The following is a 21,546-nucleotide window of genomic DNA, read 5'->3' as shown; positions in this document are numbered from 1 at the left end:
CGGTCTTCATGGATGACGAGATCATGCGAAGAACTCCCCGAGCCGGTCACCGAGGAAGCGCAGCCCCGCGGAGTTGGAGGACTTCACCAGCACGCGGTCTCCGTCGCGCAGCTCGGTCACCAGGTAGTCGTAGGCCTCATCGGCGGTCGCGAAGAACACCGCCTCACTGTCCCAGGAGCCCTGGGCGACGGCTTCGAGGAACATCCGCCGCGCGTCGGCGCCGATCACGACGATGCGCTGGATGCCGAGACGCACCGCGAGGAGTCCGACACGGTCGTGCTCCTCCTCGGCGTATTCGCCGAGCTCGCTCATCGCGCCGAGGACGGCGACGGTGCGCTCCTGCGCACCCGTGATCTGCGCGAGGGTGCGCAGGGCTGCCGCCATCGAGTCGGGGCTGGCGTTGTAGGCGTCGTTGATGATGCGCACGCGCTCGGAGCCGAGAGGCTGCATGCGCCACCGCTCGGCCAGCTCGACCGTCTCGAGGCGCGCGACCGCGGTCGCCGCGTCGATGCCGAGCGCCGTCGCCGCTGCCAGCGCGGCGAGGGCGTTCATGACGTGATGCTCGCCGAGCACGCGCAGGTGCAGGGTCAGCGGCTCTGCGTCGACGACGAGTTCGGCGCGCGTGCCGGTGGCGGTGACCTCGACGTCGACGGCCCGCACCTCGGCGGTCTCGCCTCGTCCGAACCAGCGGACGTCGATGCCCCTCTCGGCGGCGATCGGGGCCATGGCGGCGACCCGGGGATCGTCGGCGTTCAAGATCGCCAGGCCGCCGGCGCGCACGGCCCGCACGAGCTCGGACTTCGCCTGGAAGGTGGCCTCGATCCCGCCGAAGCCGCCCGCGTGGGCCATGCCGACCATCAGGACGACCCCGATGTCGGGGGTGACGAGACCGGCGAGCCGCGCGATCTCACCGGGGCCGCTCGCGCCGAACTCGCTCACGAGGTATCTGGTGTCCTCGGTCACCCGCAGCATGGTCAGCGGAGCGCCGACCTCGTTGTTGAACGAGGCGTGCGGCGACACCGTCTCGCCGTCGTCCTCGAGGATGCGCGCGAGGAGGTTCTTCGTGGTCGTCTTGCCGTTGGAGCCGGTGATCCCGACGATGCGGAGGTTGCCGCGCTCGCGCACGCGCGCGACGACGAACCGTGCGAGGTCGGCGAGAGAGGCGACCGCGTCGGCCACGACGATCTGCGACACGGCCGCGTCGACCGTGCGCTCGACGATCGCGAGCGCCGCACCGGAGGCCACGGCGGCGTCGACGAAGTGATGGCCGTCGGTGTGCTCGCCCGGCTTGGCGACGAAGACACCGCCGCTCACGATGGCTCGGGAGTCGGTGTCGACGGGGCCGGAGACGAGCGTCTCGGGCGTGTCGTCGCCGAAGAGGTGGAGGTCGCCCGCGACGGCGTCGGCGAGCTGGGAGAGAGTGAGGGAGATCATAGGTGCGCGGTCCGCAGCGGTCAGCCGAACTTGGGCAGTTCGGGGGTCTCCGATTCCGACGGCATGACGCGGTAGGTCTTGAGGACCTGCGTCATGGCCTTCTGGAATGCGGGCGCGTTGGCCGCAGACGACTTTACCGTCACGGGCTCGTCGAGGGTGACGGCGACGACGTACTGCGGGTCCTCCGCGGGGGCGAATCCGATCATCGTCGTGAAGTATGCGCCGGCCTTGTAGCCGCCCATGCCATCGCTCTTCTCGCCGGTTCCGGTCTTCACCGCGAGTCGGTATCCGGGTACGGCCACCTGCTTGGCGAGCGAGCCCTGGGTGGCGACGTTCTCCAGCATCAGCGAGACGTCGTCCGCGGCCGTCGGGGAGACGACCTGCTGACCGGTCGCATCCGGCACGTCGGTGACAGTGCCGTCCGAGGCGGTGCACCCCTCGACGATCGACAGGGGCATGCGCATCCCGCCGTTCGCGAGGGTCTGGTATGCGCCGACGAGCTCGGGGACGGTCGTGGTGAGGCCCTGACCGAAGTTCGTGTTGTAGAAGGTCTGGTTGTCCCAGGTGTCAGGCGTCCGCAGCTCGCCGACGCCCTGGCCGAGCCCGAAGTTCTCGCTCCCGCCGATGCCGAAGTTCTTGAGGTAGTCGTAGCGCGTCTGCGCCGACACGGTGTCGCCGAACTTCGAGATGCCGACGTTGGACGAGTCGATGAGGACCCCGGTCAGGGTGTAGTTGTTCACCGGGTGGGCCGTGGGGTCGCGCACGGTCGCGCCGTTCGGGAACGTCTCGCGATTGGCGGCCGTCACCGTCGAGCCGGGGTTCTGTCCCCCCGCGTCGATGGCGATCGCGGCGGTGAGCGCCTTGAACGTCGAGCCGGGTTCGAACGTTCCCGAGAAGATGCGGCTGTAGCGGTCCTCGGGGGCGGAGGCGTCGTAGGCGTTCGGATCGACGGTCGGCCACTCGGCGGCGGCACGCACCTTGCCGGTCTTCGCGTCGACGACGGTGATGGTTCCCGACTTCGCTCCGACGTTCTGCGCCTGCTCGGCGATCAGCTGCGTCAGGTACCACTGCAGGTCGCGGTTGATCGTGAGCTGGAGGGTGCCCCCGTCCACCGCGGGGTCGTCCACCTGGGTGCCCGGGAGGATGACGCCGTCCTTGCCGCGCTGGTACTTGCGCGTGCCGTCGGTCGAGCTGAGGCAGTCGTTCTGCGCCAGTTCGAGGCCGGCGAGAGCTTCACCGTCGCGGCCGACGAAGCCGACGAGGTTGCCGCCGACCGCACCGTCGGGGTACGTCCGCGCGGGGTGGGTGACGAAGGTGAGGAACGGGGCACCGAGGTCGGCCAGCGCGAGGCGCTGCTCGGTCGTGATGCCCTGCTTGAGGTAGGCCCAGCGAGACTCCTCGTTCACGGCGAGGGCGTCGGTGACGATCTTCTCGACCTCCTCGCCCGTCTGCCCGGTGATCTGAGCCATCTGCGCGGCCAGGTCGCGCCAGGAGACCGTGACGCTCTTCCCGTTCTCGTCCTTCCGCTTGATGCCGTCCTGCGCGAGCATCGGGTCGAGCTGGGCGTCGTACAGCAGGATGCTGCCGGCGAGCGTGTCGCCGTTCTCGTCGACGATCTCGCCCCGGGCGCCGTAGAGGGTCTGCGAGGCGCCGAAACCGAGGGCGAGCGAGTCGTCGATGTGCTCGCGCGCGTTGACGACCTGGATGTCGACGAGTCGCACGACGAAGACGATGAGCACGGCGAGGACGACCGAGAGGGCGACCACCGTGCGACGGCGGGAACTGCGAGTGCTGCGCGTCGTCATGGAGCTAGCGTGTCGCCGGAGTCGGCAGACCGTCGGCGATGGGCGGGGGTGTCGCGGAATCGCCCGTCGATTCGGCCATGGGCGCTCCCTGGATCGTGGCGTCGGGCGCGGTGACGAGCGGGGTGTCGGCGATGAGGGCGTTCTGCACCGCCCCGCGACCGATCGCGTCGACGGACGAGGTGCCCGACGCGGGCTGACCCGCCCCGATTAGTGCACCGTCGCTGAGTCGGAGGTAGGAGGGGGTGTCGGCGACGACCATGCCCAGCGCCGACGCGTTCGCGGCGAGGTACTGGGGCGAGCCGAGGCCGGCGACCTCGTCGTAGAGCATCTGCTTCTCGTAGTTCAGGTCGCGCTGCTGCTGGTTGAGCGCGGCGACCTCGAACGTGCCCTGGGTGGTGAGGATCGAGAAGGTCATCTGCGCCAGTGCGATCGCCACGGCGCCGGCGACGGCGATGATGCCGTACGCGAGCTTGGGCCGACGGCGACGCTGCGGCGCATCGAGCGGGCGGAGACGTCGTTCGGGGTTCTCGACGCGGCGCGGTGAGGCCGGGAAGAGCTCGTAGGCGAGATCGCTCATGCGGCCTCCTTCAATCGTTCGGCGGCGCGTAGACGCACCGGTGTGGCTCGGGGATTTCGTGCGCGTTCCTCGTCGCTCGCGATCTCCGCACCTTTGACCAGCACGCGGAAACGGGGGGTGTGCTCGGGGAGCTCGACGGGGAGTCCGCGCGGGGCGGTCGAGGCCGCAGCATCCGCCAGCACGTGCTTGACCAGCCGGTCTTCGAGCGACTGGTAGGCCATGACGACGATGCGCCCGCCCACCGCGAGCGAGTCGAGCGCGGCGGGCATCGCCCGCTCGAGCACGGAGAGCTCCTGGTTGACCTCGATGCGCAGCGCCTGGAAGACGCGCTTGGCGGGGTGTCCCGCGCGCTGGACGGCCGCGGGGGTCGCGTCGTGGAGGATCGAGACGAGGCGCCCCGAGCGGAGGATGGGCTCCTGCTGACGCGCTGCGATGATCGCCCGGGCGTAGCGCGCGGCGAGCTTCTCCTCGCCGTAGCGCTCGAAGATGCGTCGGAGCGCGCCCTCGCCGTAGGTCGCGAGGATCTCGGCCGCCGTCACTCCCCCGCTCTGGTCCATCCGCATATCGAGCGGGGCGTCCTGCGCGTAGGCGAAACCGCGGTCGGCCAGGTCGAGCTGCAGGGACGAGACGCCGAGGTCGAAGAGGATCCCGTCCACGCGGTCGACGCCCGCCGAGGCGATCGCCTCTGCGATGCCGTCGTAGACCGTGTGCACGAGGGTCACACGGTCGCCGAAGGGCGCGAGGCGGTCACCGGCGATGCGCAGGGCGTCGGTGTCGCGGTCGAGGCCGATGAGCCGAACACCCGGGAAACGCTCGAGGAACGCCTCGGAGTGCCCTCCCATGCCGAGGGTGGCGTCGACGAAGACGGCTCCGTCGCGCTCGAGGGCGGGGGCGAGGAGCTCGACGCAGCGGTCGAGGAGGACGGGGGTGTGGAGATCGCGAGCTTCCATGACAGGAGGGGCTTCGTGATCCCGGACCCTGATCCCCCTCCGCATCGACCTGGCGCGGGGGAAGTGCGTCAGGGCGAGCGGCTGGGAATCACGGCCGAGGATCAGAACAAGCCCGGAATCACCTCCTGCTCCATCTCGGAATACGTGTCTTCGTTGGCTTCGGCGTAGGCGTTCCACGCGTCGGCGTTCCAGATCTCGGCGTGCGCGCCGACTCCGGTCACGACGAGCTCGCGCTCGAGCCCGGCGTAGGTGCGCAGTGCCGGCGGCACCGTGATCCGGTTCTGGCTGTCGGGCTTCTCGGCGCTCGCCCCCGAGAGGAACATGCGCAGGAAGTCGCGAGCCTGCTTGTTGCTGAGGGGTGCCTCGCGGATGCGCTCGTGCACCCGTTCGAACTCCGCCTCGCTGAACACGTAGAGGCAGCGCTCCTGCCCCCGCGTCACCACCACGCCGCCGCTGAGGTCGTCGCGGAACTTCGCCGGAAGGATGACGCGCCCTTTGTCGTCGAGCTTGGGGGTGTGCGTGCCGAGCAGCATCCGCTTCCCCCCCTTCGTCCGGCCTGCGAAGTGTTCCCCACTTTACTCCACTCTCCTCCACTTCACCATCATGTACAGCGATATTCCGGGGAAGTTCGACCATGTGGTAGGCGGATGCCGCGCACGCGTGAACGCGACGAACCCCCGCCGTTCCGGGGCGGGGGTTCGTGGCGGGAGGCCCGGGGAGGATTGTGGAGGGAGATCCGGGCAAAGAAAAAACCCCGACTCCGCGGAGTCGGGGTTTCTCAGGGTGGATTAGGAGGGATCGTTGCGGCGGTCCCAGCGGTCGTTCATCCGGTCCATGAAGGAGGAGCCGGCGCGGGATTTCGACGCGCCCGCCGACGGGGCGGTCGTCGGAGACGTCGGCGACGGGGCCGATCCACGAAGCGGCGTCAAGGCGAGGATTACGCCGCCGAGCATGACGGCGAAGCCGATCACGCCCACCGCGATGCTCGCGGCCTGCACGTTGATCGCGACCCCCGCGATGAGGGCGCCGATCCCGACGAGCACGAGGATCGTGCCGTAGACGATGTTCCGATAACTGAGGGCACGCCCGGGGGCAGTGACGACATCGGCGTCGTTTCGCATGAGATGGCGTTCCATCTCGTCCAGCAGACGCTGCTCCTGCTCTGACAGTGGCATGCATCCCCCTCTTGTCCTCGTGGCATCGATTGTACGCGTGCCGCTGATCACTAGGCTAGGCCCGTGCTGCCCTCCCCGGATCCCATCGAGGCTGTTTCCCAGCGACTCGACAACTTCGTGGGTTCGCAGACCCGCTCTTCCGACGAGATGGGCGACGAAGCGGGCCGCTTCGTCGCCGTCGCCGCCGACGCGCTCCGCGGCGGCAAGCGCCTCCGCGCCCGTTTCTGCCTGACCGGCTGGCGGGCCGTCGTCGAGGCCGGCGGGCGCCCCGCCGCATCCGCCCCCGACGGCATCATCGCCGCCGCCGCATCGCTGGAGATCTTCCACGCGGCCGCCCTAGTGCACGACGACATCATCGACAACTCCGATACCCGTCGCGGACGCCCCGCGACCCATCGCGCCCTCGAAGCCGTGCACCGCGAATCGAGCTGGCACGGCGACGCCGCAGCCTTCGGCCGCTCCGGTGCGATCCTGCTCGGCGACCTGCTCGTGGCGTGGAGCGACGACCTGCTCGAGGAGGGCCTCGCCACGCGGCCCCCCGTCGCCGCGGCATCGGCCCGCGCCGAGTACGCGCGCATGCGCCGCGACGTCACGATCGGGCAGTTCCTCGACATCGCGGAGGAATCGGCATTCGTGCGCCAGCCCGACGAGCACCACGCGGAGCGCGCACTGCGCGTCGCATCGTTCAAGTCGGCGCGGTACAGCATCCAGCAGCCGCTGCTCATCGGCGCCGCACTGGGTGAAGCCGACGAGGCGCAGCACGACGCGCTCTCGGCGTTCGGCCACCCGGTGGGGATGGCGTTCCAGCTGCGCGACGACGTGCTCGGCGTCTTCGGCGATGCGGCCGTGACCGGCAAGCCGTCGGGAGACGACCTGCGCGAGGGCAAGCGCACCGTGCTCGTGGCCTACGCCCGCGAAGGCCTTTCCGCGGGTTCGCGTCGGGTGTTCGACGAGCTCATCGGCGACCCGACGCTCGACGAGGGGCAGATCGCCTCGCTGCAGCAGACGATCGTCGAAACCGGGGCGCTCGACCGCGTCGAAGAACTGATCGCCGACTACGCCCGCACGGCCGACCGCGCACTGTCGGGTGCGCGCCTGGGCAACGCCGCCGTCGGCGAGCTGCGCGATCTCGCCCGCGCGGCCACGACCCGGTCCGCCTGAACCGCCGCCGGGATCAGCCGAGCGACTGCGCGACGCGTCGCACTTCGCTCTTGCGCCCCGCGAGCAGCGACTCGATCGGCGGGACGCCGATGGACTCCTCCGGGGAGAGCAACCACTCGATCGCCTCGTCGTCGGTGAATCCGCGGTCGTGCAGCACGATCAGCGTGCCGCGCAGCGATCCGAGCGGCTCGCCGTCGACGAGGAACACCGAGGGGACGAGCAGCTTGCCGTCACGCCGCGTGCCGACGAGCTGACGCTCGTCGAGCATCCGACGGACGCGGCTGAGCGTCTCGCCCGTCGCCTCCACCAGCTCGGGAAGGGACAGCCAGGTCGTCTCGTAGGTCGCACCGCTCACGATGCCACTATCTCATCCGTACGCCGAGTCTTCGGCCGCGCATGAGGCCCGGTTTTCACATCAGCCCCATCCGTCACTTCCGTTGACACCTGTACACATCCGTGACACGGTACCCGGAGTCGGAAGAACGGATGTCCCCCCCATGCGTCGACCTGTCGCTCCCCCTGCCCTTCGCGGATCGAAGGGCACCCTCGCGGGCCTGCCCGTCGCCCTCGTCGGTGCCCTGGCCCTCGCCGGCGCGCCCGAGGCGGCCCACGCCGCCGAGTACACCGTCGCCCCCGGCGACACCGTCAGCGGTATCGCCGCACGCCACGGCCTGTCCACGGCCGACGTGCTTCGCACCAACGGGCTCGGGTGGTCGTCGATCATCCGCCCCGGCCAGAAGATCCAGCTCGGCGCCACGGATGCTGCGCCCGCCCCCGCGCCCGAGTCCCCTGCTCCCGCGCCGCCCGCTGCGACGGGCTACACGATCCGCGCGGGCGACACGATCAGCGGGATCGCCCGCACGCACGGCACCACCATCGACGCGGTCCTCGCCGCGAACGGGTTGGACCGCTCGTCGATCATCTACCCCGGGCAGGTCATCGCCGTACCCGCGGGAACGGTGTCGTCCGTATCCGCGGCACCGGTCGTCGACGGACTCGACGCCGAGCAGGTCGCCAACGCGCAGGTCATCGTGCGGGTGGGACATGAGCTCGGCGTCCCCGACCGCGGGATCGCCATCGCGCTGGGCACGGCGATGCAGGAGTCGTGGTTGCGCAACCTCGACTGGGGCGACCGCGACTCGCTCGGCCTGTTCCAGCAGCGACCGAGCATGGGCTGGGGGTCGGCCGCCGAGGTCAGCGACCCGACGCGCTCGGTGCGCGTGTTCTACGGCGGCTCCTCCGATCCGAACGGAACGCGCACGCGAGGACTGCTCGATATCCCCGGGTGGGAGGCCATGAGCTACGCCGACGCGGCGCAGGCCGTGCAGATCTCGGCCTACCCCGAGCGGTATGCGCAGTGGGAGGCACCCGCCGCCCTGTGGCTCGCCGCGCTGCGGTGATGCGCAGCATCCGCTTCGGGCACAGGTGGATAACGGAGGTGAGCCGCTCCCCCGGCTCACAGGAGCCGCTCCGTAGACTCTGAGCGTGAGCACGAGTCAGCAGACCGACCCGCTGATCGGCCGTCTCGTCGACGGCCGATACCGGGTGCGCGCGCGTATTGCGCGCGGCGGTATGGCTACCGTGTACGTGGCCACCGACATGCGGCTCGAGCGCAGGGTCGCGCTGAAGGTGATGCACGGCCACCTGAGCGATGACACCGTGTTCCAGAGCCGGTTCATCCAGGAGGCGCGCTCGGCCGCGCGGCTGGCCGACCCGCACGTGGTGAACGTCTTCGACCAGGGCCAGGACGGCGAGATGGCCTACCTGGTCATGGAGTACCTCCCCGGCATCACGCTGCGCGAGCTCATGCGCGAGCAGAGACGCCTGACGGTTCCGCAGACCATCACGATCATGGACGCCGTGCTCTCGGGTCTGGCTGCTGCCCACCGGGCCGGAATCGTCCACCGCGACGTGAAGCCCGAGAACGTGCTGCTCGCCGAAGACGGCCGCATCAAGATCGGCGACTTCGGACTCGCTCGTGCCACGACAGCGAACACCGCCAGCGGCGCCATGCTCATGGGCACCATCGCCTACCTCGCACCCGAGCTCGTCACCCGCGGCACCGCCGATGCGCGCAGCGACATCTACTCCCTCGGCATCCTCCTGTACGAGATGCTCGTCGGCGAGCAGCCCTACAAGGGCGAGCAGCCCATGCAGATCGCCTTCCAGCACGCGACCGACTCGGTCCCCCGCCCGAGCGCGAAGAACCCCAGCGTTCCCGAGCAGCTCGACGAGCTCGTGCTGTGGTCGACCGAGAAGGTTCCCGACGATCGTCCGACCGACGCCGCCGTCATGCTGCAGCGGCTCCGCGACATCGAGCGCGAGCTCGGGGTCGCCCCGCAGGTCGCCCGAGCCGTCTCCGTGGGCACCGCCGTCGACGACGAGGCCTTCGACTCCGGCGGGTACACGAAGGTGCTGCCGGCGAACGCCGCCACGCCCACCGGACCGACCGCCACGGTGGACGAGATCGACAACGCGGCTCGCCTGCGCGGCAAGACGCGACGGCGCACGGCGCGCGGCGCCTGGCTCTTCACCCTCGTGATCCTGCTCGCGGGGCTCGCCGCCGGCACGGGGTGGTGGTTCGGTTCCGGGCCGGGCTCTCTCGTGGCCGTGCCCTTCGTGGAGGGCGGATCGTTCGCCGACGCCGAGGCGGCGATCGCCGCGCAATCGCTCGTGGCCGTGCAGCAAGACGTCTACGACCTCGACATCCCCGCCGGCGTCGTGGTCGGCAGCGACCCCGGTGCGGGCGCGCGCGTCGACAAGGAGTCGACGGTGTCGGTGCAGGTCTCGCAGGGGCCTCGGCCTCAGCAGGTCGAGCCGCTGAACGGACGCACCGCCGACGAAGCGAGCGGCATCATCACCGCCCTGAACCTCTCCGTCGGCGACCGGGCGGAGGAATTCACCGACGCCGACGCGGGCACGGTGCTCAGCGCCACCCTCATTCCGCGCGCGGGCGGGGAGGCCGTGCCGTGCACCGACGGATGCTCCGCGCTCGAGGGCGACACCGTGTCGCTCCTCGTCTCGAAGGGCCCCGTTCCCAACGTCCGCGGCCTCAGCATCGGAGACGCCACCTCGGCGCTGACGCAGGCCGGTCTCGTCGTCTCCGGCGACACTCGCGAAGACTTCAGCACCTCGGTCGACGAGGGTCGTGTCATCGACATGGCGGGGCGCACCGACGGCGGCAACTGGCGCCCGGGCGAGACGGTCACGCTCATCGTGTCGAAGGGGCCGCCCCTCTTCCCGGTCCCGAACGTCGTCGGCATGACCCGTGATCAGGCCAAGGCCGCGCTGACCAACGCGGGCTTCACCCTCGAGTACGACACCCGCTGGGATGCCTTCCCCGACCCGTTCACCAAGGTCGAGTCGCAGACGCCCGCCGCCGAGGCGCAGCGGGTCAAGGGCACCGAGGTGTCGATCCGGATCGCCGCCTCGCTCTGAGCGACGGCGCACGCCGAGCGCGAAGCATCCTTTCGCCGTTCCCGGTGCAGGAAATGTGACGGAGGTAGGACGATCCTCGCGGTATCGTCCTACCTCCGTGCCGTTTCCTGCTCGGCGTGTGCGTCAGATCTTCGCGAGCTCCTCGGCCACGAGGAACGCGAGCTCGAGGCTCTGCATGTGGTTCAGGCGCGGGTCGCAGAGGCTCTCGTAGCGCGTCGCGAGGGTCGCCTCGTCGATGTGCTCCGAACCTCCGAGGCACTCGGTGACGTCGTCGCCGGTGAGCTCGACGTGGATTCCGCCCGGGAACGTGCCCGCCGCGCGGTGCGCCTCGAAGAATCCCCGCACCTCGTCGACGACGTCGTCGAAGCGACGCGTTTTGTAGCCGGTGGGCGTGGTGATGCCGTTGCCGTGCATCGGGTCGGTGACCCACAGCGGCGTCGCGCCGGAGTCGCGGACGGCCTCGAGCAGCGGCGGCAGGGCGTCGCGGATCTTGCCGGCACCCATGCGCGTGATGAACGTCAGACGCCCGGGCTCGCGCTCGGGGTCGAGCTTGTCGATCAGAGCGAGTGCGGTCTCGGGCGTCGTCGACGGACCGAGCTTCACACCGATGGGGTTGCGGATCTTGGAGAAGTAGTCGATGTGCGCGCCATCGAGGTCGCGCGTGCGCTCACCGATCCACACGAAGTGCGCCGAGGTGTTGTACGGCGTCCCGGTGCGCGAGTCGATACGCGTCATGGGGCGCTCGTAGTCCATCAGCAGACCCTCGTGGCCCGTGTAGAACTCCACGCGCTTGAGCTCGTCGAAGTCGGCACCCGCCGCCTCCATGAACTTGATGGCACGGTCGATCTCGCCCGCGAGGCGCTCGTATTGCTGGTTGGCGGGGTTCTTCGCGAAGCCCTGGTTCCAGCTGTGCACCTCGCGCAGGTCGGCGAAGCCGCCCTGGGTGAACGCGCGGATTAGATTGATCGTCGACGCGGCCGTGTGGTACCCCTTCAGCAGTCGCGCGGGATCGGCCCGGCGCGACGCCTCGGTGAAGTCGTACCCGTTGACGATATCGCCGCGGTACGCGGGCAGGGTGACCTCGCCGCGCGTCTCGGTGTCGCTCGAGCGGGGCTTGGCGAACTGACCTGCCATGCGCCCCATCTTCACGACCGGCATCGAGGCGCCGTAGGTGAGCACCACGGCCATCTGCAGCACCGTCTTGATGCGGTTGCGGATCTGCTCGGCGGTCGCGCCGGCGAAGGTCTCGGCGCAGTCGCCGCCCTGAAGGAGGAACGCCTTGCCCGACGCCGCGCGCGCGAGGCGCTCGCGGAGCTGGTCGACCTCGCCCGCGAAGACGAGGGGAGGGAGGATGGCGAGTTCTTCGGATGCTGCGGCGGCGGCGTCGGCGTCATACCACTGCGGCTGCTGCTTGATCGGCAGAGAACGCCAGTGATCGAGTGCGTCGAGCTGAGGGAGCATCCCTGAAGTCTAGCGAGACGAGAGGGCGGTCGTTGCGGCCTGGGCGGCGGCGAGTCTGTCCTTCACCGTCGAGGCGTAGACGTCTTCGTACTCCTGCTCGCCCAGTCGTTGGAGAGCGACCATGATCTCGTCCGTCACCGAGCGCAGGATGTAGCGGTCGCCCTCCATGCCCGCGAAGCGGGAGAAGTCCAGCGGCTCGCCGATGACGATCCCCACGCGACCGATGCGCGGGATGCGCTGTCCGATCGGCTGGATCGTGTCGGTGTCGACCATGACGACGGGCACGACCGGCACGCGCGCCTCCAGCGCCATGCGGGCAAGACCCGTCCGGCCGCGGTAGAGCTTGCCGTCGGGGCTGCGGGTGCCCTCGGGGTAGATGCCCAGCAGATCTTCGCGGCCGAGGACGGCCAGCCCGGTGTTGAGCGAGGCCTCGGACGCCTTGCCCCCGGACCGGTCGATGGGGATCTGCCCGGTGGCCTTGAAGAAGATGCGCGTCGCCCAGCCCTTGAGCCCCTTGCCGGTGAAGTAGTCGCTCTTGGCGAGGAAGGCCATCGGCCGGTCGATCATGAGCGGGAGGAAGATCGAGTCGGCGAAGGAGAGATGGTTGCTTGCCAGGATCGCCGCGCCCTCGGCCGGGATGTTGCGGCGTCCGATGATCCAGGGCCGGAAGATCGCCTTCAGAACCGGTCCGATGACGATGTACTTCATGAGCCAATAGAACATCGTCAGCGATCCCGTCCCGCGAGGTCGGCCACGCCGATCAGCCCCGCGTCGTTGCCGAGTCGGGCGATGACGAAGTCGGCGACGGGCCGGTCGCCGAATCCCGGCAGTGACGTCTCGTAGGCCAGACGCACCGGTTCGAGAAGGTCGTCGCCGAGCTGGGCCACTCCCCCGCCGATGACGAACAGCTCGGGATCCAGCACCGCCTGGAAACCGCCGCAGGCCTCGCCGAGCGCCGTCGCCACGCGGCGAAGCGCTTCGACGGCACCGGGGTCGCCCGCGAGCACCAGCCGCGAGATCGACGGACCCTCGATCGTTCCCTGCTCGTCGCGGAGGGCGGCGAGACCGGCTCCGATCACGGGGTCGTCGGCGATCTCGAGTGCCTCGCGCTGCAGTGCCCTGCCGGACGCGTACTGCTCCAAGCATCCGCTCTGCCCGCAACCGCACGGGTGACCGCCGCGGATGAATCTCATGTGCCCGAGTTCGGCGGCGATGCCGTTGCCGCCCCGGTACAGGCTGCCCTCGGCAACGATCGCTCCCCCGACGCCCGTGCCCATCGTGAGCATGACCATGTCGGAGACGCCCCGCCCGGCTCCGAAGCGGAACTCGCCCCAGCCGGCGGCATTCGCGTCGTTCTCGATCGTGACGGGCGCTTCGAGGCGGGCCTCGAGGCGGGCGCGCAGCGGCTCGTTGCGCCAATCGATGTTGGGCGCGTAGATCACGGTGCGGCGCGCGCGGTCGATGAAACCCGCCGCGGCGACGCCGATGCCGGCGACGCGGTGGGAACGGCGGAAGTGGGAGGCCATGTCGACGACGGCATCCAGCAGAGCCTCGCCGTCGATCGGGGTGTCGACGCGGAGTTTTTCAACGATCCGGCCTTCGGCGTCCACGACGCCTCCGGCGATCTTCGTCCCGCCGATATCGATTCCGACGTTCAGCACCTCGTTGTCCCTTCCGGCCGACGCCCTCGCGACGGCGTGTGAAGTCTAGCCAAGGCGCGCGGCCCCGGATGATGCCCGAGACCCTCCGGATAGACTCGAAACGTCCAGCGAAACCCGCCCGGTACCAAAGGAGTTGCCGTGATCCAGTTCGACGCACCCCCCGTCGTCCCTGCAGACCCGCAAGCGAACGTGAGCGACCTGCTCGTCGACCGTGTGGCCGCCAGCCCCGACCGTGCCCTGTTCGCCGTGCCCGACGGCACGGGGTGGCGCGACATCTCGGCCAAGGAGTTCCACCGCCAGGTCGTGTCGCTGGCGAAGGGATTCGCGGCGGTCGGTATCCAGCCCGGCGACAAGGTCGCCTTCCTCGCACGCACGACGTACGACTGGACCCTCGTCGACTTCGCGCTCTTCTTCGCCGGGGCGGTCATGGTGCCCGTCTACGAGACGAGCTCGCCGGCGCAGATCCAGTGGATCCTGTCCGACTCCGGCGCGATCGCGATCATCGTGGAGTCGCCCGACCACTCGGCACGTCTCGAGGAGGTTCGCGGCGAGCTCCCGCTCCTGCGCAACGTGTGGTCCATGCAGGGCGGCGACCTCGACCGCCTCGTCTCACAGGGCGCGACCGTCGAGGACGACGAGATCGAGCGCCGCCGCAACCTCGCGATCGGCAGCGACATCGCGACCCTCATCTATACGTCGGGATCGACCGGCCGCCCGAAGGGCTGCGTGCTCACCCACAGCAATTTCGTCGAGCTGTCGCGCAACTCGGGCAAGGCGCTTCGCGAGGTCGTCGACGTCCCCGGAGCGTCGACGCTGCTGTTCATCACCACGGCGCACGTCTTCGCGCGCTTCATCTCGATCCTCAACGTGCACGCCGGCGTGAAGACCGGCCACCAGCCCGACACCAAGCAGCTGCTTCCCGCGCTCGGGTCGTTCAAGCCGACCTACCTCCTCGCCGTCCCCCGCGTCTTCGAGAAGGTCTACAACTCCGCCGAGCAGAAGGCCGAGGCCGGAGGCAAGGGCAAGATCTTCCGCGCCGCCGCGGCGGCCGCCGTGCAGCACTCGCAGCTGCTGCAGGACGGCAAGCGCATCCCGCTCGGACTGAAGATCACCTTCGCCCTCTTCGACAAGCTCGTGTACAGCAAGCTGCGCGAGGCCATGGGCGGCCGCGTCGTCTATGCGGTGAGCGGGTCTGCCCCGCTCGGACCGCGCCTCGGGCACTTCTTCCACAGCCTGGGCGTCGTCATCCTCGAGGGCTACGGCCTCACCGAGACCACCGCGCCCGCGACGGTGAACCTCGCCACCCGCTCGAAGATCGGCACCGTCGGCCCCGCGCTTCCGGGCGTCGGCGTGCGCCTCACCGACGAGGGTGAGATCCAGGTGCGCGGCATCAACGTGTTCAAGGAGTACTGGCGCAACCCGCAGGCGACCGCCGAGGCGTTCGACGGCGACTGGTTCCGCACCGGCGACATCGGCGCCTTCGATGACGACGGATTCCTCACCATCACCGGCCGCAAGAAGGAGATCATCGTCACCGCCGGCGGAAAGAACGTCGCACCGGCCGTTCTCGAAGATCCCATCCGAGCCAACCCGATCGTGGGCCAGGTCGTCGTCGTCGGCGATCAGAAGCCGTTCATCTCCGCCCTCATCACCCTCGACCCCGAGATGCTGCCCACCTGGCTCGGCAACAACGGGCTGCCCGCCGACATGGCTCTGACGGATGCGGCGCGGCACGAGGCCGTCCGCGCCGAGGTGCAGCGGGCGATCGACGCGGCAAACGCGCACGTGTCGCGCGCCGAGTCGATCCGCAAGTTCACGATCCTGCCCATCGAGTGGACCGAGGCGAGCGGGCACCTCACGCCCAAGATGAGCATCAAGCGCAACGTCATCGTCGCGGACTTCGCCGACGAGATCGAAGACCTCTACGCCACGCCCGTCAACACCACGAACATCTCGCTGGCGTGAGCGTCCGCACCCGCTGACACACCAATTCCGGCCGAGACCCACCGCCAGGCGGGGTGTCTCGGCCGGAATTGGTGTCTCGCGCGCGGCGGGTCAGAACCAGTCGGATTCGCGGATCTCGCGCATCGCCTGACGGCGCGTCTCGGGGGGCAGCCGGGAGATGAAGAGCATGCCCGCGAGGTGGTCGGTCTCGTGCTGGAGCGCCTGGGCCATGAGCCCCTCGCCCTCCAGGACGAGCTCGTCGCCGTTGACATCCATGCCGACGACACGGGCGTACGGGTGGCGGAGTGCTTCGTGCCAGACGTTCGGGATCGACAGGCACCCTTCGCCGACGAGATCGGGCTCGCCGCGCGTCTCGACGAGCACCGGGTTGAGGATGTAGCCGATCTCGCCGTCGACGTTGTAGCTGAACGCGCGAAGGCCGACTCCGATCTGCGGGGCGGCGAGACCCGCACGGTTCGGCAGGGCCACCCCCTCGACCAGGTCGTCGACGAGGGCGCGTATGCCGTCGTCGATCTCGTCGATGGGTGCGCTCGGGGCGCGCAGAACGGGGTCGCCGAAGAGGCGGATCGTGCGGATGGGCATCGTCAGGCGGCCTCGGGGGCGGCGCGGAGGCCGCCGATGACGGCGGCTGCGAGCTCGCGGGCCGCCTTGCGGGTAGCGGGCTGCAGGTCGCGGAACACGATGGCGCTGCCCGTGCCGATGGCGGTGTCGTACGGAACGCGCACCACCGAACGTACGCGGGTGCGGAAGTGCCCCTCGAGCTCGCTCTCGCGCACCAGCGGCGCACCGGGGCGGGCGTTGTTCAGCACGACGACCGCCTCGCGCGCCTGACGCGCGTAGCCGTTCGTCTCGAGCCAGGTGAGCGTCTCCGATGCCAGGCGCGCCTCGTCGACGCTGAGACCGGCCACGATCACGAGCTGGTCGGACAGATCGAGGGTCGCCCCCATGACGGAGTGCACGATGCCCGTACCCGTGTCGGTCAGGACGAGCGAGTAGTAGTGGGCGGCCAGCTCCGCGACATCGCGATAGTCGCGGTCGTTGAACGCCTCGGAGACACGCGGGTCGGCGTCGGACGACAGCACGTCGAGCCGCGTCTCGTCGCGGGCGACGAGGGCCGAGATGTCTGCGTAGCCGGTGACATCGGCCCGGCCGCGCACGAGGTCTCGCACCGTGCGCGAACTGGTGCGCGAGATGCGGTCGGCGAGCGTCCCGCGGTCGGGGTTCGCGTCGACGGCGATGACACGGTCGTCGCGGGCGTCGGCGAGGGCCATTCCCAGGAGCGCCGTGATGGTCGTCTTACCGACTCCGCCCTTGCGCGAGAGCACGGGGACGAAGCGGGCCCCACCCGACAGCGGCGCGGAGATCAGGCGGTCCAGCTCTTTGCGAGCGCGGGCCTTCTGCCCGTCGCCCAGGTTGATGCGGTGGCCCGAGATCGAGTAGACGAGCTGCTGCCAGAGGCCCTCGGGCTCGGGCCGCGAGAGCTGGGAGCGGTCGAGCAGACGGTCGGGCGTCAGCAGGTCGGAGCTCTCGCGACTGCCGTCGAACTCGCCCAGCCGCTTCGAGGCCATCGTCACCTCGGGGTCACGCGTGACGACGCGCTCCGATGCGCGATCCCGGTCGATGCGCTGGTGGGCACCGGTGTTGTTCGCCTCGCGGCGGGTCGTCGGTACGCTCCCGGTACGCGGGGCGAGCGGCGCGGCCGAGACCGCGACGGCGGCGACGGACGTCGCCGTCGTGACGGGCGCACCCGCCGCGGCGGCAGCGGCGGATGCCGCGCTCGTGGCGGACTCGTCGGCTCCGGCGTTCGGCTTCGCGCGCTCCTCGGCATCGTCGGCGGGATCGATGACCTCGGGCTCCCGCTCGACGGGCGCCTCGGCAGCATCCGCTTCCGACCCCTCCGTCTCGGCGACGACGTCGGCACCGTCGTCGCCGTCGGCGGTGTCGGAGACGTCGTCGAGCTCGACATCGACGTAGACCTCGTCGGACTCGCCCGCCGCTTCGGACTCCCCGGTCTCCGGCTCGGGCACCTCGGACCGGTTCTCGGCGTCGGCGACGTCGGCGGGACCGGATGCTTCGACAGCACCGTGCTCGTCGATGACCTCGTCGTCGATGACCTCGGCGTCGTAGATGTCCTCGGCGTCCGAGGTGTCCTCCGCGTCGTGGATCTCCTCGTCGTCGGCGGTCTCGGCGGCCGGCAGCTCCCCCTCGACGATCTCGCCGGTCGGGATCTCGTCGATCCGGATCTCGTCGCCGATGACGTCGTCGTCGTCGAGATCGTCGTCGCCGGAGCCGACGGGAAGGACGACGCGCAACTGCGCCGTGGGGGTTCCGAGAAGGCCGATTCCGGCGGAGTCGAGACTGCCGGTATCGGAGAGGACGCCGTGTTCGGCGTCTTCTGGCGGGTTCTCGTCGTGTCGATCGAGCGTCACTGCGGGTACTCCAAACGGGGATCGGGCGCGAGCGCCCATCCCCTCAGGTTACTGCGCGGGACGGATCACGACCAAAAGGTCTCCGGCGTCGACCTGCTGAGGCGACCCCACGGCGAGGCGTTCGACCACTCCCGAGACCGGTGCGGTGATCGCGGCCTCCATCTTCATGGCCTCGATCGACGCGACCGCCTGGCCCGCCTCGACCCTGTCGCCCTCCGCGGATTTCAGCGTCACGACGCCCGAGAAGGGAGCCGCGACCTGACCCGGTCGAGTCGTGTCGGCCTTCTCTGCCTGCCTCACGTCGACCTCGATCGAACGGTCGCGCACGAACACCGGGCGCAGCTGCCCGTTGAGGGTCGTCATGACCGTGCGCATGCCCTTGTCGTCGGCCTCGCCGATGGCTTCGAGTCCGACGAAGAGCTGGACGCCCTTCTCGATCTCGACGACGTGCTCCGCCCCGGGTACGAGACCGTAGAGGTAGTCGGGGGTGTCCAGAACGCTCAGGTCGCCGTAGGCGTCGCGCATCTCGCGGAAGATCTTCGTCGGACCGGGGAAGAGCAACGTGTTCAACGCCGCGCGCCGCTCGGCGGACGCGCCTTCCAGATCGGCGGACTGCTCGGGCGTCAACGGGGTGACGCCGATCTTCACGTCGCGTCCGGCGAGCACCTTCGTGCGGAACGGTTCGGGCCAGCCTCCCGGCAGATCGCCGAGTTCGCCGGCCATGAAGCCCACGACCGAGTCGGGCACGTCGTACTTCTCGGGGTTCGCCTCGAAGTCGGCGGGATCGGCCCGCACGGCCGCGAGGTGCAGAGCGAGATCGCCCACCACCTTCGACGACGGGGTCACCTTCGGCACGCGGCCCAGGATCGCGTTCGCGGCCGCGTACATGTCCTCGATCAGCTCGAAGTCGTCGGCCAGGCCGAGCGCGATCGCCTGCTGGCGGAGGTTGGAGAGCTGACCGCCCGGGATCTCGTGGCGGTACACGCGGCCGGTAGGGCCGGGCAGGCCCGACTCGAACGGCCCGTACAGGTGACGCACGGCCTCCCAGTACGGCTCGAGGTCGGAGACGGCCTCCAGGCTCAACCCCGTGTCGCGCTCGGTGTGGGCCATCGCCGCCACGAGCGCCGACAGCGACGGCTGGCTCGTGGTTCCCGACAGGGGCGCGGCGGCCGCGTCGACAGCATCCGCCCCGGCCGCGGATGCCGCCAGGAGAGTCGCGAGCTGTCCGCCGGCCGTGTCGTGCGTGTGCACGTGCACGGGCAGGTCGAAGCGCTCGCGCAGCGCGGTGACCAGACGCGATGCCGCGGCGGGTCGCAGGAGCCCCGCCATGTCCTTGATCGCGAGCACATGGGCGCCCGCGTCGACGATCTGCTCGGCGAGGCCGAGGTAGTAATCCAGCGTGTACAGCGACTCGGCGGGGTCGAGCAGGTCGCCGGTGTAGCAGACGGCGACCTCGGCGACGGCCGAGCCTGTGGCGAGCACCGCGTCGATGGCAGGGCGCATCTGCGAGACGTCGTTGAGGGCGTCGAAGATGCGGAAGATGTCGACCCCGGATGCTGCGGCCTCGGCCACGAACGCGTCGGTGACCTCCGACGGGTACGGCGTGTAACCGACGGTGTTGCGGCCGCGCAGCAGCATCTGCAGAGCGACGTTCGGCAGCGCCGTGCGCAGGGCGTCGAGGCGCTCCCACGGGTCTTCGCCGAGGAAGCGCAGTGCCACGTCGTAGGTCGCGCCGCCCCACGCCTCGACCGAGAGCAGCTCGGGGGTCAGTCGCGCGACGTAGGGCGCGACGGTGACGAGGTCTTTCGTGCGCACCCGTGTCGCGAGGAGCGACTGGTGGGCGTCGCGGAACGTGGTGTCGGTGACGGCGAGGGCGGTCTGTTCGCGCAGCGCCCGCGCGAATCCTTCGGGGCCGAGCTCCTGCAGACGCTGGCGCGATCCGACGGGGGCCGGGGCCAGCAGGTCGAGGGCAGGGAGCTTGGAGCGGGGGTCGACCGACAGCGGGTTCTGCCCGTTCGGCCGGTTGACCGTGGCGTCGACGAGCCAGTTGAGCATCTTCGTGCCGCGGTCTTTCGACTCGCGGCCGCGCAGCAGTTCGGGGCGCTCATCGATGAAGGACGTGCTCACGTCGCCGGCCACGAAGGCCGGGTCATCGAGCACCGCCTGGAGGAAGGGGATGTTCGTGGAGACGCCGCGGATGCGGAACTCGGCGAGGGCGCGACGCGCGCGGGCGACGGCGGCGCCGAAATCGCGCCCGCGGCACGTGAGCTTCGCCAGCATCGAGTCGAAGTGGGGGCTGACCTGCGATCCGGCCGCCGTGGTGCCGCCGTCGAGGCGGATGCCGGCGCCACCGGGCGAGCGGTACGTCGTGATCTTGCCGGTGTCGGGGCGGAACCCCTGCGTGGGGTCTTCCGTCGTGATGCGGCACTGGAGAGCGGCGCCGCGCAGGCGGATCTCACCCTGCGTGAGGCCGAGATCGACGAGGGTCTGGCCGGCGGCGATCCGCATCTGCGACTGCACGAGGTCGACGTCGGTGACCTCCTCGGTCACGGTGTGCTCGACCTGGATGCGCGGGTTCATCTCGATGAAGACGACTTCGCCGGTGCGGGGGCCGGCCGTCTCGAGCAGGAACTCGACCGTGCCGGCGTTCTGGTAGCCGATCGACCGGGCGAAAGCCACGGCGTACCGGTGCAGATCGTCGCGGACGCCCTCGTCGAGGTTCGGGGCGGGAGCGATCTCGATGACCTTCTGGTGGCGCCGCTGCACCGAGCAGTCGCGCTCGAACAGGTGCACCGTCTCGCCCGCCTGATCGGCGAGGATCTGCACCTCGATGTGGCGGGGCCGCTGCACGGCCTGCTCGAGGAACATCCTCGCGTCGCCGAACGCGCTCTGCGCCTCGCGCATGGCCTCCGCCAGCGCCGGTGCGAGCTCCGCCGCATCCGCCACACGGCGCATCCCTCGACCGCCACCTCCGGCGACCGCCTTCGCGAACAGCGGGAATCCGATGTCGCCGGCTTGAGCGACGAGAGCGTCGATGTCATCGGATGCTTCGGTCGATCGCAGCACGGGAACACCCGCCGAGATGGCGTGGTGCTTCGCGGTGACCTTGTTGCCCGCCATCTCGAGCACCGCGGCCGGCGGACCGATGAAGGCGATGCCGTTGGCGGCGGCCTGCTCGGCGAGGTCGGGGTTCTCGGAGAGGAAGCCGTAGCCCGGGTAGATCGCGTCGGCGCCCGACTCCTTCGCCACGCGGATGATCTCCGCGACGTCGAGGTAGGCACGCACGGGGTGGCCCCGTTCGCCGATCAGGTAGGCCTCGTCGGCCTTGAGCCGATGGAGGGAACTGCGATCTTCGTAGGGGAACACCGCGACGGTGCGGGCGCCCACTTCATACGCCGCGCGGAACGCACGGATGGCGATCTCCCCACGGTTCGCGACGAGGATTTTTCGGAACATTCGCACCTCACTGAGCAGACGACCTAAGGGGGCA

General features: G+C 70.0%; 17 protein-coding genes. 4 read left to right on the top strand and 13 right to left on the bottom strand.

The window, feature by feature from the left end:
- Window positions 1–21: 21 nt before the first annotated feature.
- The 6 genes from murF to DEU34_RS15260 form a co-directional block, all read right to left on the bottom strand.
- Window positions 22–1,434 carry a UDP-N-acetylmuramoyl-tripeptide--D-alanyl-D-alanine ligase gene (gene murF / locus DEU34_RS15285; protein WP_121151779.1) on the bottom strand — a complete coding sequence of 471 codons (1,413 nt, stop codon included), beginning with the start codon at window positions 1,432–1,434 and terminating at the stop codon, window positions 22–24.
- A 20-nt stretch (window positions 1,435–1,454) separates the two neighbouring features.
- Window positions 1,455–3,239, bottom strand: coding sequence for a penicillin-binding protein 2 (locus DEU34_RS15280; protein ID WP_121151777.1), 1,785 nt, complete (start codon window positions 3,237–3,239; stop codon window positions 1,455–1,457).
- A gap of 4 nt (window positions 3,240–3,243) precedes the next feature.
- On the bottom strand, window positions 3,244–3,816 hold the full coding sequence (locus tag DEU34_RS15275) for a hypothetical protein (protein ID WP_121151775.1): 573 nt from the start codon (window positions 3,814–3,816) through the stop codon (window positions 3,244–3,246).
- Entirely contained in the window at window positions 3,813–4,766 is a 954-nt protein-coding gene (gene rsmH / locus DEU34_RS15270; protein ID WP_121151773.1) for a 16S rRNA (cytosine(1402)-N(4))-methyltransferase RsmH, read from the bottom strand. The genes DEU34_RS15275 and rsmH overlap by 4 nt, the downstream gene beginning before the upstream one ends.
- A gap of 101 nt (window positions 4,767–4,867) precedes the next feature.
- Window positions 4,868–5,299 (bottom strand): division/cell wall cluster transcriptional repressor MraZ, encoded by a 432-nt coding sequence (gene mraZ, locus DEU34_RS15265; protein ID WP_121151771.1) that lies wholly within the window; start codon window positions 5,297–5,299, stop codon window positions 4,868–4,870.
- Between the two features lie 255 nt (window positions 5,300–5,554).
- Window positions 5,555–5,941: a DUF3040 domain-containing protein gene (locus DEU34_RS15260; protein ID WP_121151769.1), complete on the bottom strand. Its 387-nt coding sequence runs from the start codon at window positions 5,939–5,941 to the stop codon at window positions 5,555–5,557.
- 63 nt (window positions 5,942–6,004) lie between these two features.
- Here DEU34_RS15260 and DEU34_RS15255 point away from each other — a divergent pair, with 63 nt between their 5' ends.
- A complete protein-coding gene (locus DEU34_RS15255; protein WP_259460199.1) occupies window positions 6,005–7,102 on the top strand; it encodes a polyprenyl synthetase family protein in 1,098 nt (365 codons plus the stop codon).
- A gap of 13 nt (window positions 7,103–7,115) precedes the next feature.
- Here DEU34_RS15255 and DEU34_RS15250 read toward each other — a convergent pair whose 3' ends face one another.
- Window positions 7,116–7,457 carry an Rv2175c family DNA-binding protein gene (locus DEU34_RS15250; RefSeq protein ID WP_121151767.1) on the bottom strand — a complete coding sequence of 114 codons (342 nt, stop codon included), beginning with the start codon at window positions 7,455–7,457 and terminating at the stop codon, window positions 7,116–7,118.
- A 142-nt stretch (window positions 7,458–7,599) separates the two neighbouring features.
- Here DEU34_RS15250 and DEU34_RS15245 point away from each other — a divergent pair, with 142 nt between their 5' ends.
- Window positions 7,600–8,502, top strand: coding sequence for a LysM peptidoglycan-binding domain-containing protein (locus DEU34_RS15245; RefSeq protein ID WP_259460198.1), 903 nt, complete (start codon window positions 7,600–7,602; stop codon window positions 8,500–8,502).
- An 85-nt stretch (window positions 8,503–8,587) separates the two neighbouring features.
- Window positions 8,588–10,540 carry a Stk1 family PASTA domain-containing Ser/Thr kinase gene (pknB, locus tag DEU34_RS15240; protein ID WP_121151763.1) on the top strand — a complete coding sequence of 651 codons (1,953 nt, stop codon included), beginning with the start codon at window positions 8,588–8,590 and terminating at the stop codon, window positions 10,538–10,540.
- Between the two features lie 123 nt (window positions 10,541–10,663).
- Here pknB and DEU34_RS15235 read toward each other — a convergent pair whose 3' ends face one another.
- The 3 genes from DEU34_RS15235 to DEU34_RS15225 are packed head-to-tail and all read right to left on the bottom strand — an operon-like array spanning window position 10,664 to window position 13,662.
- Window positions 10,664–12,001 (bottom strand): class II 3-deoxy-7-phosphoheptulonate synthase, encoded by a 1,338-nt coding sequence (locus DEU34_RS15235; protein ID WP_121151761.1) that lies wholly within the window; start codon window positions 11,999–12,001, stop codon window positions 10,664–10,666.
- Between the two features lie 9 nt (window positions 12,002–12,010).
- On the bottom strand, window positions 12,011–12,724 hold the full coding sequence (locus DEU34_RS15230; protein WP_121151759.1) for a 1-acyl-sn-glycerol-3-phosphate acyltransferase: 714 nt from the start codon (window positions 12,722–12,724) through the stop codon (window positions 12,011–12,013).
- Between the two features lie 2 nt (window positions 12,725–12,726).
- On the bottom strand, window positions 12,727–13,662 hold the full coding sequence (locus tag DEU34_RS15225) for an ROK family glucokinase (protein WP_121151757.1): 936 nt from the start codon (window positions 13,660–13,662) through the stop codon (window positions 12,727–12,729).
- A 138-nt stretch (window positions 13,663–13,800) separates the two neighbouring features.
- On the opposite strand from DEU34_RS15225, the gene DEU34_RS15220 reads away from it, so the two are divergent.
- Entirely contained in the window at window positions 13,801–15,627 is a 1,827-nt protein-coding gene (locus DEU34_RS15220; protein WP_121151755.1) for a long-chain fatty acid--CoA ligase, read from the top strand.
- A 90-nt stretch (window positions 15,628–15,717) separates the two neighbouring features.
- Here DEU34_RS15220 and def read toward each other — a convergent pair whose 3' ends face one another.
- From def to DEU34_RS15205, 3 genes are read right to left on the bottom strand one after another with little or no spacing between them, the layout of a single operon-like run.
- Complete coding sequence (gene def / locus DEU34_RS15215) at window positions 15,718–16,209, bottom strand: peptide deformylase (RefSeq protein ID WP_121151753.1); 492 nt, start codon at window positions 16,207–16,209, stop codon at window positions 15,718–15,720.
- A 2-nt stretch (window positions 16,210–16,211) separates the two neighbouring features.
- Window positions 16,212–18,056, bottom strand: a complete 1,845-nt coding sequence (locus tag DEU34_RS15210; RefSeq protein ID WP_259460197.1) for a MinD/ParA family protein — start codon at window positions 18,054–18,056, stop codon at window positions 16,212–16,214.
- A 48-nt stretch (window positions 18,057–18,104) separates the two neighbouring features.
- Window positions 18,105–21,512: a pyruvate carboxylase gene (locus DEU34_RS15205; protein WP_121151749.1), complete on the bottom strand. Its 3,408-nt coding sequence runs from the start codon at window positions 21,510–21,512 to the stop codon at window positions 18,105–18,107.
- Between the last annotated feature and the right edge of the window lie 34 nt (window positions 21,513–21,546).

The sequence above is a fragment of the Microbacterium sp. AG1240 genome, from assembly GCF_003635115.1.
Classification (GTDB): Bacteria; Actinomycetota; Actinomycetes; order Actinomycetales; family Microbacteriaceae; genus Microbacterium.
This window is presented reverse-complemented; position numbering and strand designations above follow the sequence as displayed.